This is a genomic window from Neglectibacter sp. X4 (assembly GCF_009917365.1).
Taxonomy (GTDB): domain Bacteria; phylum Bacillota; class Clostridia; order Oscillospirales; family Acutalibacteraceae; genus Acutalibacter.
Window position 1 is genome coordinate 48,284 of the sequence record NZ_QWLE01000004.1, and the last position, 12,753, is coordinate 61,036.

9 protein-coding genes and 1 tRNA gene are annotated in these 12,753 nt (G+C 56.5%); 2 read left to right on the forward strand and 8 right to left on the reverse strand.

Annotation, left to right across the window (positions count from 1 at the left end; all coding sequences use genetic code 11):
* Positions 1-31 precede the first annotated feature (31 nt).
* The 3 genes from D1841_RS04180 to D1841_RS18670 all read right to left on the reverse strand — a co-directional run bounded on the left by D1841_RS04180 (position 32) and on the right by D1841_RS18670 (position 5,671).
* Positions 32-3,790, reverse strand: coding sequence for a phosphoribosylformylglycinamidine synthase (locus D1841_RS04180; RefSeq protein WP_160642168.1), 3,759 nt, complete (start codon positions 3,788-3,790; stop codon positions 32-34).
* A 184-nt stretch (positions 3,791-3,974) separates the two neighbouring features.
* Positions 3,975-5,246 (reverse strand): glycosyltransferase family 2 protein, encoded by a 1,272-nt coding sequence (locus tag D1841_RS04185; RefSeq protein ID WP_160642167.1) that lies wholly within the window; start codon positions 5,244-5,246, stop codon positions 3,975-3,977.
* A 212-nt stretch (positions 5,247-5,458) separates the two neighbouring features.
* On the reverse strand, positions 5,459-5,671 hold the full coding sequence (locus tag D1841_RS18670; RefSeq protein WP_160642166.1) for a hypothetical protein: 213 nt from the start codon (positions 5,669-5,671) through the stop codon (positions 5,459-5,461).
* Positions 5,672-5,785: 114 nt separating this feature from the next.
* Here D1841_RS18670 and D1841_RS04190 point away from each other — a divergent pair.
* Both D1841_RS04190 and D1841_RS04195 read left to right on the forward strand, forming a co-directional pair.
* Positions 5,786-5,862: transfer RNA gene (locus D1841_RS04190), tRNA-Val, on the forward strand.
* 224 nt (positions 5,863-6,086) lie between these two features.
* The gene (locus tag D1841_RS04195) at positions 6,087-6,368 is read left to right on the forward strand and encodes a helix-turn-helix transcriptional regulator (RefSeq protein WP_160642165.1); all 282 of its coding nucleotides are present in this window, start codon (positions 6,087-6,089) and stop codon (positions 6,366-6,368) included.
* 124 nt (positions 6,369-6,492) lie between these two features.
* Here the strand turns inward: D1841_RS04195 and D1841_RS04200 are convergent, their stop codons facing one another.
* From D1841_RS04200 to D1841_RS04220, 5 genes are all read right to left on the reverse strand, one after another.
* Complete coding sequence (locus tag D1841_RS04200) at positions 6,493-7,467, reverse strand: ABC transporter ATP-binding protein (RefSeq protein WP_160642164.1); 975 nt, start codon at positions 7,465-7,467, stop codon at positions 6,493-6,495.
* Positions 7,460-8,485, reverse strand: a complete 1,026-nt coding sequence (locus D1841_RS04205; protein ID WP_237076189.1) for an ABC transporter ATP-binding protein — start codon at positions 8,483-8,485, stop codon at positions 7,460-7,462. Before D1841_RS04205 ends, D1841_RS04200 begins: the two co-directional genes overlap by 8 nt.
* A 28-nt stretch (positions 8,486-8,513) precedes the next feature.
* Positions 8,514-9,467, reverse strand: coding sequence for an ABC transporter permease (locus D1841_RS04210; protein WP_160642163.1), 954 nt, complete (start codon positions 9,465-9,467; stop codon positions 8,514-8,516).
* Positions 9,468-9,471: 4 nt separating this feature from the next.
* Positions 9,472-10,413, reverse strand: coding sequence for an ABC transporter permease (locus D1841_RS04215; RefSeq protein WP_160642162.1), 942 nt, complete (start codon positions 10,411-10,413; stop codon positions 9,472-9,474).
* Between the two features lie 390 nt (positions 10,414-10,803).
* Positions 10,804-12,576, reverse strand: a complete 1,773-nt coding sequence (locus D1841_RS04220) for a peptide ABC transporter substrate-binding protein (protein ID WP_160642161.1) — start codon at positions 12,574-12,576, stop codon at positions 10,804-10,806.
* Positions 12,577-12,753: the final 177 nt, after the last annotated feature.

The following is a 12,753-nucleotide window of genomic DNA, read 5'->3' on the forward strand; positions in this document are numbered from 1 at the left end:
TAAGCCGCCGGAGGCAGGGGCAGCAACCAGGTTACTGGAAGTACCGCACGCCGGACTCGAAGAGAAGCTGATCCTTTTTGCCCGGCACATTTTTGTAGAGGTTCTTCCCCTTGCGCTCGGAGTGGCCCATTTTGCCGAATATCCTGCCGTCAGGGCTGGTGATGCCCTCAATGGCGCACACTGAACCGTTGGGATTCCAGCGGATGTCCCCGCTGGGCGCGCCCCCCGCGTCTACATACTGGGTGGCAATCTGCCCGTTTGCAATCAGGGCCTTCAGGGCCTTTTCGTCTGCCACAAACCGCCCCTCCCCATGGGACACAGGAATGGCGTATACATCCCCGGGGGCTGCCCCTGCGAGCCAGGGGGATTTCACGCTTGTCACCCGGGTGTATACCATCCGGGACACATGGCGGCCCAGGGTGTTGAAGGTCAGGGTGGGATCGTCCTCTTTAGGCTCGGTAATCTTTCCATAGGGCACAAGCCCCAGCTTGATTAAAGCCTGGAAGCCGTTGCAGATGCCCAGCATCAGGCCGTCCCGCTTCTCCAGAAGGTCTGTGACAGCCTGGGCAATGCGGGGGTTGCGGAAAGTGGTGGCAATAAACTTGCCAGAGCCTTCCGGCTCGTCGCCGCCGGAGAAGCCCCCGGGCAGCATGACAATCTGGGCCTCGTTTACAGCCTTTTCCATGCGGGCAATGGTTTCCTCAATGTCCTGGGGGGAAAGATTTTTCACCACCAGGATATCTGTCTCAGCCCCTGCCTTCTGGAAGGCCCGGGCCGTATCTATCTCACAGTTTGTGCCGGGGAACACCGGAATAAACACCCGGGGCTTAACTGTTTTAATGGCAGGCCCCGGCTTTTTCTCCCGGCTTTCATACAGGGGCACGTCCGCTGCCACAGGCATTTCCTCCGCAAGGTTTGGGAACACCTTTTCCAGGGTGCCGTTCCAGATGGCGGCAAGCTCCTCCATGGGCATTTTCCCGCCGTCCAGCTCCACGCAGCCTTTGCCAGTGGTGCTGCCCAGCAGGATGCCATCCTTTACCTCTGCCTCGCTGGAAAGGGCAGCAACCAGTGCGCCGGCCTTGGGGGCATAGAGGGCTTCCCGGCTTAATCCAGCCGCAAACTTGAAACCCAGGCCGCTGCCAAAGCACATGCGCATACAGCAGGCGGCCGCGCCCCCTTCCCGCACCACGCCGCAGGCGGTGATGTCCCCGCAGTCCATGTGCTGCAGCACGCAGGTGTAATACGCCTTCAGCTTTTCCCAGTCCGGCATACCGTCCTTGTCCTCGGGCAGGGGCAGCAGCACCAGCCTTGTCCCCGGCTCCTGCACGCAGGCAGACAGGGTTCTGCTGGCCTTTGTCATGGAAAGGGCAAAGCTTACCAGGGTGGGAGGCACGTCCAGGCTTTCAAAGGAGCCGGACATGCTGTCCTTGCCGCCAATGGCAGGCAGGCCCATATGGAGCTGGGCGGAAAGCGCCCCTAAAAGGGCTGCGGCAGGCAGGCCCCACCGCTTGGGATCCTCGTGGAGGCGGGGGAAATATTCCTGGAAGGTGAGCCTGGCTTTTAAGGGATCGGCCCCTACAGCGCACAGCTTAGAAAGGCTTTCCACCACTGCGTAGGCCGCGCCCATGTAGGGCGACCACTTGGCGATGCCGGGGATGTACCCGTAGGCCATAGCGGTGCAGTTGTCTGTCTCCCCTTCTAAAAGGGGTACCTTTGCCACCATGGCTTCCTCGGGGGTAAGCTGGTTTTCCCCGGCAAAGGGCATCAGCACCGTACCCGCGCCGATGGAGGCGTCGAACCGCTCAGAAAGGCCCTTCTGCCCGCACACCTCCAGCCGGGCCATGTTGGTTTTCAATGCTTCCAAGCCCTCTTTGCCCTCTAAAGCCGCCGGGACGGCTTCCCGGTAGCAGGGGCCTTGGGGGGCGGAGATTGCCGCCTTTGCCCGCTGAGTGACGCCGTTTGTGTCCAGGAAGGCCCGGGAAAGGTCTACAATGCCGTCCCCCTGCCAGGCCATTTTCAGCCTGGGGGACTCTGTCACCGCCGCCACAGGGGTGGCCTCCAGGTTCTCCTCATGGGCCAGGGCCTGGAACTTCTCCACGTCCTCCGGGGACAGCACCACAGCCATGCGCTCCTGGGATTCAGAGATGGCAAGCTCTGTGCCGTCCAAGCCCTCATATTTTTTTGTCACCTTGTCTAAATCTATTTCCAGCCCCGGGGCCAGTTCCCCAATGGCCACGCACACGCCTCCCGCGCCAAAGTCGTTGCAGCGCTTGATAAGCCGGGCGCAGTCTTTATTCCGGAAAAGCCGCTGGAGCTTCCGCTCTGTAGGCGGGTTGCCCTTCTGCACCTCGGCCCCGCACACCTCCACAGACTTTTCTGTGTGGGCCTTGCTGGAGCCTGTGGCCCCGCCAATGCCGTCCCGGCCTGTGGCCCCGCCCAAAAGGACGATAACATCCCCGGGGGCAGGCTCTTCCCGGCGCACGTTCTCCTTGGGGGAGGCCCCCACCACCGCGCCGATTTCCAGCCGCTTTGCCACATAGCCTGGGTCATACAGCTCTGTCACCTGGCCGGTGGCAAGGCCAATCTGGTTGCCGTAGGAGGAATATCCCGCCGCGGCCCCGGTGGTAATTTTCCGGCTGGGCAGTTTGCCGGGCAGGGTTTCAGAGAAGGGCAGGGTGGGATCCCCAGAGCCTGTCACCCGCATGGCCTGGTATACATAGGCCCGGCCTGACAAGGGATCCCGGATGGCACCGCCCAGGCAGGTGGCGGCCCCGCCGAAAGGCTCTATCTCTGTGGGGTGGTTGTGGGTTTCATTTTTAAACTGGATAAGCCAGGTTTCCACCCGCTCCCCGTCTTTATCTTTGATTTTCACCGGGGCCTCGATGGAGCAGGCGTTTATCTCGTCGCTTACGTCCAAATCAGGCACAAGGCCCTGCTTTCTTAGGTATTTGCCGCCAATGGTGCCCATGTCCATCAGGGAAACGGGCCGATCCGTCTGCCCGTACAGTTCCCCGCGCACCTCCAGGTATTCCCTCAGGGATTTTTCCACCGCTTCCTTTAAGGGGCCTTCCTCTACCTGCACCTCCTCCAGGCGGGTGAGGAAGGTGGTGTGGCGGCAGTGGTCGCTCCAATAGGTGTCGATTACCCGCAGCTCCGTAACCGTGGGATCCCTGTGCTCCTCGTCCCGGAAATAGTCCCGGCAGAAGGCAAGATCCTCCAGAGTCATGGCAAAGCCCATGGAGCCGAAATATTTTTCTAGTTCCGCCTCATCCCATTGGGTGAAGCCCTCCACCCGGGCTACCTTCCCGGGCATGTCCGCTTTCAGATCCAGGGAATCCGGCTTTTCAAAGGAAGCCTCCCTGGCTTCCACAGGGTTTATAAGATAGGCTTTGATTTTCGAGAACCCCGCGTCGTCCACTTCCCCCTTCACGCCAATCACCTTGGCGGAAAGCACCTGGGGCCGCTCCCCCTGGGTGAGAAACTGCACGCACTGGGCAGCGCTGTCTGCCCGCTGGTCATACTGCCCGGGCAGGTATTCCATGGCAAACACCCGGTATTCTGAAGGCAGGGTGAAGCTCTCGGGATACACGTTATCCATAGGCGGCTCGGACAGGACTGTGCGGGCAGCGGCGGAAAACTCCTCCGGGCTGAGGCCCGAGACGTCATACCGGTTGAGAATGCGCACCTCCTCAAGGCCTGTAAGCCCCAGGTTGCGCCGCAGGTCGGCAAGCAGCCCCTGGGCCTCTACGTCAAAACCCTTGCGTTTTTCTACGAATACTCTTGTTACCATACTGGCACTCCCTTTTTCTATAGATAATGGCGTTTATGGGTTTGCTTCCGGGATTCGGGCAGTCGGGCCTGTCCGCGCAAAAAAGCAACTCTTGTGAGGGGGCAGGCCTTTGCCTTTCCCATTTTATCACAAGAGCCGTCATTTATAAAGCGGTTTTACAGTTTTTTTGGAAAAATCCCCTGCCTCACTTCCGGGTGCGCGGCCCCATGTCCCCAATGGACACGGCCACTGTATGCTTGATAGGCTTCCACTCTATGTTCCCGCACACAGCCAGCACCATGGCAAGGCCGAAGGTAAAGACAAAAATGGGATAGGTAAAGGCATACCGTATCTTTTTCCCTCTGGAGCAGTAAATGTTCCGCCACTCCGTAATCAAGGGCAAAAGGCCCATGACAAACATTAAAAGATACGAATTTATCAGGGCGCTAAGTACAGACTGGAAGAAAACCCCCATCTCCTCCCTGGCCCCCAGCATCCCCAGCACGAACATCCCTGTGTTCACCGCAAAGCTGCATACGGTGAGCACGCAGGCCGGGATGGTGGTCATCAAGGTGTCATAGCAGGCAAAGCTGCCGGTGCTTACCAGGGTGCGCAGCAGGCTGCCGCCATGCTTTGCCACTACCTGAAGGTAGCCCTTCACCCAGCGGGAACGCTGGATAATGGACTGCCTGAAGCTGCGGGGCTGCTCGTCATACAATATGGCGCCAGGGCAGTACCGTATCTTTTCCCCTCTGGCAATCAGGTCGGCTGTAAACTCCAAATCTTCTGTCAGCAGGAAATACTCCCAGCCCCCTGTCTTTTCCAGCAGTCGGGGGTCAAAGAGGAATCCTGTGCCGGATACGGCACAGGACACCCCCAGGATATCCCGGGGGCGGTTCATGTACTCCGATTCCCGCAAAAACCACAAGCCATAGCCGGCTGTTATCCAGTTGTCCCCGAAATTCTTGGTGTTCCGATAGCTGGTGACTGCCCTGGCCCCGTCTGCAAACACCTTGTTCATTTCTTCTATGTAATGGGGATCCAGCAGGTTGTCCGCATCGAACACAAAGAAGCCGTCAAACTTTTCCAGGCCCCGCTCCTCGTGTATCTTTCCCAGAAGGAAGCGAAGGGCATAGCCCTTTCCCACCTGGAGCTTATTCTGCCGTTCATACACCACGGCCCCATGGGCGCGGGCTATCCGGGCTGTATCGTCCGTGCAGTTGTCCGCCGCCACAAAAACCTCCACCAACTCTCCGGGATAAGTCTGCCCGGCAATGCTGTCCAGAAGCTGGCCTATCACAGCGCTTTCGTTCCGGGCACAGATCAGCACGCCATAGCGGCACAGCCTTCCGGCCTCCTTCTCTGTCCCCGCCCTGCGCCGGCGGATGATCCGAACCGCGCAGTAAACCGCCTGGTAACAGCAGCAGGCCACAAACAGGGCTGCCACCACGAAATTGATAACAGAAAGAGTTTTCATATTCCTTCGCTCCTCTCAGAGTCTTTTCCAATATATCAATATTAGGAGCGGCTGAAAAATTCCGTTTTCCAGCCGGATTGTTTCCATAAAACAGAGGAAAGGGCTGCCGGAAGCTGCCCAGAGGGCATGCTCTGCCGGACAGGCCTTGCAACTGTATTTAGTCTATGATATTATAATATTGTGAACAAATTAAGACGGACGCAACGAATTTCTTACGAATTTATTAACAAGCTGCCTTTTTCCCTCCATTTGATCCGCCATGGGATGCCAAAACCGCACAGCAAGCCATGAAAAACAGGCTTTTCCGCCTTATGCACGTTCTTAGAACCCGCCTGCCCCAGAGGCTGTTTGAGAGCGGAGAAGGTGCTGAAGTTTGCGCGAATTCTTTTTGCTTCTTCCGGGATTGCCCAGGAACGGCTTGCCAATGGGAAAAGGGGCTTCTTTAAGAATTATAAAACAGGATCCAGATTTTTTTCAAAAAGCTCTTGCTTTTTCCTGTCTTATCGTGTAAAATAATAAAGCAATTTGATTTTGTTTCCGGGCGCTTAGCTCAGCTGGCTAGAGCACCTGCTTGACGTGCAGGGGGTCAGCGGTTCAAGTCCGTTAGCGCCCACCATAAAATCCCGCTTAAACACTAAGTTTGAGCGGTTTTTTTATACTTGGGTTTCGTTCGCAGCCTTACTCATTCTTCCATCCACATTTTCCGTCAAAACCCAGAACAATCTCTTGTTTTCAGGTAACAAATTACTTTTTTTACAAAAAGAGAAGTGCGCCTCATGGCAGTTTGCCTCCTATATTGGTAATATTTTCCTATAATATTTTTTATAGGAGGTTTACCCTATGCGTAAGTACGATGATCTGCTGCTGGCTTATTTGCCCGACCACGCCCGGAAGGTGCGGAAATTGGAGAACCTGACCCAGGAGAAAATGGCGGAAAGGATGCATATGGCCCGGCGCTCTTACAGTGCCCTGGAACGGGGCGAAAACGGCTTTTCTGCCACCTCGCTGCTGATGCTCCTGTCCATGCTGCCAGATGATGAATCTGTCCGCGCGCTTATTAAAGGCTTTATAGAGCAGGTGCAGGCGGCCGAAAATGCGGAGGACACCAATCCGCACCCCTAATGGCCCTGCTGCCATAGAGCCTTTTGTCCCAAACACCGGGACATACTAAATTTAAAAATCCCGCCCCTGCGCTTTTGCAGGCGGCGGGATTTTCCCTTTTCGTTTCAAAACAGTCTGGGAAGCTTTACTTCTCCGGCTCTACCAGGTGGCAGGCTACGAAATGCCCGGGCACAATCTCCTGCAGCACAGGCTTAGATTCCCGGCACTTGTCGCAGGCCCGGGGGCAGCGCCCGGCAAAGTTGCAGCCCTTCGGGGTGTTGATGGGACTGGGCACGTCGCCTGAAATGATAATCCGCTGCTTCTGCGCCTCTGCGCTGGGGTCTGGAATGGGAACAGCGGACAACAGGGCCTGGGAGTAAGGGTGCAGGGTGTTCTGGTACAGCTCGTCAGAGCTTGCCAGCTCCACCACATTGCCCAGATACATTACAGCGATACGGTCGCTGATATACTTCACAATGTTCAGATCGTGGGCAATGAACAGGTAAGTCAGCCCCAGCTTCTCCTGCAAATCATGGAGCAGATTGATAACCTGGGACTGGATGGACACGTCCAGGGCGGAAATCGGCTCGTCACAGACGATAAACTCCGGCTCAATAGCCAATGCCCTGGCAATGCCGATGCGCTGGCGCTGGCCTCCGGAAAACTCATGGGGGAAGCGGTTGGCATGCTCCCGGTTCAGGCCCACCATTTCCAGCAGCTCATACACCCGCTCCTTGCGGCGCTTTTCATCATACATTTTGTGGATAACCATGCCTTCCTCAATGATGGAGGACACGGTCATGCGGGGATCCAGGGATGCATACGGATCCTGGAAGATAATCTGGGCCTTTTTGGCATAGCGGAACCGGTTTGCCCCTTTAGAAAGGTTTAAAACCTCTCCTTTATAGGAAAGCTTGCCGGAGGTGGGGCTGTAAATACCCATAGCCACCCGGCCCAGGGTGGACTTGCCGCAGCCGGACTCTCCCACCAGGCCCATAGTCTCCCCTTTGTGGATATCAAAGGTTACGTGATCCACAGCTTTCAGGGTGCCGCCGGAAACCTTGAAATATTTGCAAATGTCCTCCAGAGAAAGAAGCACTTCCTTTTTGTTCTCAGACATCCTTTTCACCTCTTTCTTCCGCGCTGGGGCAGTCGGGGTGCAGCAGCCAGCAAGAGGCCGTATGGCCCTCGCCTATGGTAAACTCCGGGGGCTGCTCCTCCCGGCAGATATGCATGCAGTGGGTACACCTGGCCCCAAAGGCGCAGCCTTTGGGCGGGTCAAGCAGGTCGGGGGGAGATCCGGCAATGGACACCAGCCGGTCTTTCTTGTCCGCATCCACAGAGGGCAGGCTCTTTAAAAGCGCCTGGGTGTAAGGGTGTGCGTTGCGGTAGAAAATATCCTCGCAGGTGCCGGTTTCCACAATCTTCCCGGCATACATCACTGCCACCCGGTCTGCCATGCTGGCCACTACGCCCAGGTCATGGGTGATTAAGATGATGGCTGTGTTCACCTGCTCTTTGATTTCCGCCAGCAGATCCATAATCTGGGCCTGGATGGTTACGTCCAGGGCCGTGGTAGGTTCGTCGGCAATGAGTACCTTGGGGTTGCAGGACAGGGCCATAGCGATCATGGCCCGCTGGCGCATACCGCCGGAAAACTCATGGGGATACTGCTGGGCGCGCTCCTCGGGATTGGGGATGTTCACCTGGGAAAGGCACTTGATGGCCTCGGCCTTGGCGTCCTCCCGGTTCATATGGGTGTGGTGGACAATGGCCTCCACAATCTGCTTGCCCACCCTTTTAGTGGGGTTCAGGCAGGTCATAGGATCCTGGAAAATCATGGAAACTTCCTTGCCCCGCAGCTTCTGCATCTCTTTTTCAGAGGCGTTTACAATGTCCACATCCCCCAGGGTTACCGCCCCTTCGGGAATGCGGGCGGGGGGCATGGGGTTCAGCTTCATAATGGTCTGGGCTGTCACGCTTTTCCCGCAGCCAGACTCTCCCACAATCGCCAGCACCTCGCCCTGGTGCAGGTCAAAGGTGACGCCCCGTACAGCCTGCACCTCCCCAGCGTAGGTGTCAAAGGACACATGGAGGTTATCCACGCTGAGGACCTTATTGTTCATGTCTTTAGCCATATTCGATTCAATCCTTTCTCCCAGCGGGTCAGCGTCTCAGGCGGGGGTCAAAGGCGTCCCGCAGGCCGTCGCCCAGCAGGTTAAACGAAAGCATGGTCAGGCTGATGGCGATGGCAGGAATCCACAGCTTGCTGGGATACACCTGGAACACCGACGCACCTTCCTGGGCCAGCACGCCCCAGGAAGGCTGGGGCACCGGCACGCCTAAGCCGATGTAGGAAAGGAAAGCCTCTGTAAAGATGGCGCTGGGCACTGCCAGGGTGACGTTGATGATAATGACGGAAAGGGCATTGGGAAGCAAGTGCTTGGCGATAATCCTGGAAGCCTTGGCGCCCATGGCCTCTGCGGCCACCACGAATTCCTGGTTTTTCAGGCTCAAAGCCTGGCCGCGCACCAGGCGGGCCATGCCCGTCCAGCCCACAGTGGCGTAAGCCACCACCATGCTGAAGGTGCCCTTGGGCAGCACCATCATCAAAAGCAGCACCACAATCAGATAGGGGATGCCGTTTACAATTTCCACAATGCGCATCATCACGTTGTCAACAACCCCGCCAAAATAGCCGGAAACGCCGCCGTAAATCATGCCGATAATCAGGTTTACAAACACTGCGGCAAAGGCAATCATCAGGGACACCCTGCCCCCTTCAAAGGTGCGGGTCCACATGTCGCGGCCCAGCTTGTCGGTGCCGAAAATATGCACAGCGTTCTGCCCCTCAAAGCGCTCGTCCACGCAGGCAGAGAACAGGCCCTGGTTGGTTTCCGCCAAATGCTGCTCCCGGCTGGAGAACGGGGAGAAGAAGGGTAGCAGGATACAGGACAGCAGCAAAATGATAATAAACACCAGGCATACCAGCGCCACCCTGTTTTTCACCAGGCGGCCCATGGCGTCCCGCCAGTAGGTCAGGCTTGGGCGGGAAATGCCTTCCCGGTGCTCCGGGTCTGCACCCACCCAGCCAAAACGGCTCTTGTCAATTTTTTCCATCTGCTCAGCCCTCCTCCAGCTTCACTCTCGGGTCGATAAAGCCATATGTCAAGTCCACCACAAGGTTTGCCAGAATCAGGAAAGCCCCGTAGAAAATGGTGGTACCGGAAATCATGGTGTAGTCCAGCACCTGGATGCTCTCCACAAAATAGCGTCCCAGGCCCGGCACAGCGAACACGCTTTCCACCACGAAAGCGCCTGTCAGCACGCTGGCGGTGATTGGCCCCAGCACTGTAACCACAGGCATAATGGCATTGCGGATGGCATGCTTCCAGATAATGGCCCCCTGGGAGAGGCCCTTTGCCTTGGCTGTCTTAATGTAGTCCTGGCCTAAAACGTCCAGCATGCTGGTGCGCATCAGACGGGAAATCTGTGCCAGGGAACCAAAGGCCAGGGCAAACACCGGCAGGATTTTCGAGTTGAAAGCGTCCCAGCCGGTAACGGCGAAAATACGCACAGGCTTTGTCTGCAGGAAGAGCTGCAGGCCCAAAAAGTATTGCAGCACAGCCGCCACAATAAAGCTGGGCACGGAAACGCCTATCAGCGCGATAAGCATGCAGATGGTGTCTGTGGGCCTGCCCCGCTTGATGGCGGCAATGGTGCCCAGCAGCACGCCCAGCACAAAGGCAATCAGGACGGCGCGGATGCCCAGGTCAAAGGAACAGACAAAAGATTCTCCAATGATGGTGGTCACAGGGCGGTCATTGTTCAGAGAAAGCCCCAGATCCCCGTGCAGGCAATTGCCAAGGTATATGATATACTGGGTAGCCACAGGCTTGTCCAGGCCATACTTGGCGTTAAGGGCTTCCATGGTCTTTTCCGGAAGCTGCTTGTCGCCTGTAAACGGGTCGCCGGGCAGCAGGCGCATCATGAAGAATGTCAGCGTAACCAGCACAAACAGCGTTACAATGGTATAGCCTACCCGCTTCAGTATATACTTAGCCATAGGGCAATTTCCCCCTTTCCTCTTTTTTAGTTGATTTTTCGTGCTTCCTGCCAAACAGGCAGGCTATATAAAAAGGGCCAAAGGGGGGACTTTCCATCTGCCGCCTTTGGCACAATTGAACGTTCCATATAATCCGCGCAGTGCCCATACCCTTTCCATTCAGCTTTTCTTGCTTTTAGAAAAGCTGCCGGGAAAACCGGTACCGGTTTCGCGCTTCTTTCATCTGCCCATCCCTTATTATACTGCCTTTGGAACGGGTTTTCAACAGGAAATTTTTCTGCTTTACAACTTTTTCACGATAAACCACATAAATACCGCAGGGCGAGAGCACCTATAGTTCAGATGCCCTCGCTGTGCTTCCGGTATTTATTTACAGCTTGCCGCTGTTTCTTACTTCATCTTCACGAACACCATGTTGATGTCCTGGAAGAGGGAACGATGTGCGCCGCTGGCAATGCGGTCGGGGTTAATCACGTAGCTGGGAGCTCTCCAGTAGGAGGGGGCCACGGGCAGATCCTCCACGATAAGCTTCTCAGCCTCATAGAACAGCTCCTGGCGCTTCTCCATGTCGGTTTCCACAGTAGCGTCGGCAATCAGCTTGTCATATTCCTCGCTGGCATAACCAGTCTGGTTGTTGCCGCCAGTGGACACCCACAGATCCAGGAAGCTCATGGGGTCGTTGTAGTCGGGGCTCCAGCCGGTCATGGACATGACATAGTTGCCGTCCGCCCGGTTTGCAGAGCCGTTCTTGGTGGGCATGGGGTTCACAGTCACTTCAATGCCCAGGTTCTGCCTCCACTGCTCCTGATAGTAAGCAGCGATAGAAGCGGAGAAGTCGTCGTCGCCGCAGTCAATGGACAGGGCAGCGGACAGATCCTCCACAGTGCAGCCCAGCTCGGTCAGGGCAGTTTCCAGATAGCCCTTGGCAGCCTCAGGGTCGCCATTGGCGGGAGTCAGGGCCTCGCCATTGTTCCAGGCGTCCAGGCCCTCCTTGAAGGGCTTGCCGTCAAAACCGACTACGTCAGGGCAGGTGAAGCTGGTCATAGGCATGTTGCCGTTCTTCATAACGGTGTCGCACAGGCCCTGCTTGTCAAAGCCCAGAGCCAGGGCCTTGCGCAGGTTCTTGTTCTGCAGATACTCGTTCTTGTGGTTGAAGTAGATATAGAAGGCGCCGCCATCGCTGAAGCTGGTAGGCTCATAGCCGTTAGCCTTGGCCTGATCAATCAGTTCGGCAGTGGAAAGGCCAACCATGTCCACGCCGCCGGACAGGAACTCGTTGAGGGCGGCCTGGGGCTGCTTGATGTAAGTCCAGTTGATGGTGTTCAGGGACACTTCGCCAGCACGCCACCAATCGGCGTTCTTCTCCAGCACGATGCGGGTGTTGTGGGTCCACTCCTTCATCTTGAAAGCGCCGTTGGTGCAGAAGTACTCGGCCTCGGTGCTGTACTTGTCAGCGCCCACTTCATTGTAGAACTTCTCGTTGATGGGGCACAGGGTGCCGAAGGTGAACAGGAAGGGAGCATAGGGAACAGCGTGCTCCAGGGTAACCTCCAGGTTATAGTCGCCGTCCACCTTAATGCCTACCTCTTCCCAATCGCACTCGCCCTTGAAGTACGCGGAAGCGTTCTTCACAGCCAGGGTGTCATAAATGAAGTAAGCATAGTCAGCGGCCACTTCAGGGTTCAAGACTTCTTTCCAGGCAAAGGCGAAGTCGTTGGCGGTAACGGGGTCGCCGTTAGACCACTTCTGGCCCTCGCGGATGTGGAACTTATAGACAGTGCCGTCCTCGGAAATCTCCACGTCGTCGGCGGCGGAGAGCTGAGGCTCGTCGTTGTCGTCCAGCATGTACAGGTTGTCATAAATGTGCTTAAACATGGAGAACTCAATGCTGTAGGTAGCCTTCATGGTGTTCAGGCCTGTAGGCTCCATGGTCAGCACCAGGTTCAGGGTGTCGTCGCCTGCGGGCGCGTCATTGTTGGTGTCGCTGGTGGCAGGCTCGCTGGCGTCGCTAGCGTCGCTGGCGGGCTTGCTGGTATCGGTGCCGGCGCTGCTGGTGCCGCCCTGGCTTGCGGTGCTGCTGTTGCTGCCATCGCCGCAGGCCGCAAAGGTGCCGACTACCAGAAGAACTGCCAGAACCAGCGCTAAAATCTTGCTGCGTTTCATTCTCAAATTCCCCCTGATAAGGTTTGATTTTGGAATCACACGCTGTTCACGTATCATTCACAATAGGGTCATTTTACACGATGAATGGTTTTTTGACAACTGGCAAACCCGAAAAAATCCCCTTGTCCCGCTTCTGCTTTTTGTGTCATTTGCCTATTTTAATGCGAAAAGTTGCAT

Bases quoted from the DNA above. Each gene is read 5' to 3' on its own strand.
- D1841_RS04215 (WP_160642162.1), bottom strand. From the start codon at position 10,413: ATGGCTAAGTATATACTGAAGCGGGTAGGCTATACCATTGTAACGCTG.
- D1841_RS04180 (WP_160642168.1), bottom strand. From the start codon at position 3,790: ATGGTAACAAGAGTATTCGTAGAAAAACGCAAGGGTTTTGACGTAGAG.
- D1841_RS04185 (WP_160642167.1), bottom strand. From the start codon at position 5,246: ATGAAAACTCTTTCTGTTATCAATTTCGTGGTGGCAGCCCTGTTTGTG.
- D1841_RS04220 (WP_160642161.1), bottom strand. From the start codon at position 12,576: ATGAAACGCAGCAAGATTTTAGCGCTGGTTCTGGCAGTTCTTCTGGTA.
- D1841_RS04205 (WP_237076189.1), bottom strand. From the start codon at position 8,485: ATGGCTAAAGACATGAACAATAAGGTCCTCAGCGTGGATAACCTCCAT.
- D1841_RS04200 (WP_160642164.1), bottom strand. From the start codon at position 7,467: ATGTCTGAGAACAAAAAGGAAGTGCTTCTTTCTCTGGAGGACATTTGC.
- D1841_RS04210 (WP_160642163.1), bottom strand. From the start codon at position 9,467: ATGGAAAAAATTGACAAGAGCCGTTTTGGCTGGGTGGGTGCAGACCCG.
- D1841_RS04195 (WP_160642165.1), top strand. From the start codon at position 6,087: ATGCGTAAGTACGATGATCTGCTGCTGGCTTATTTGCCCGACCACGCC.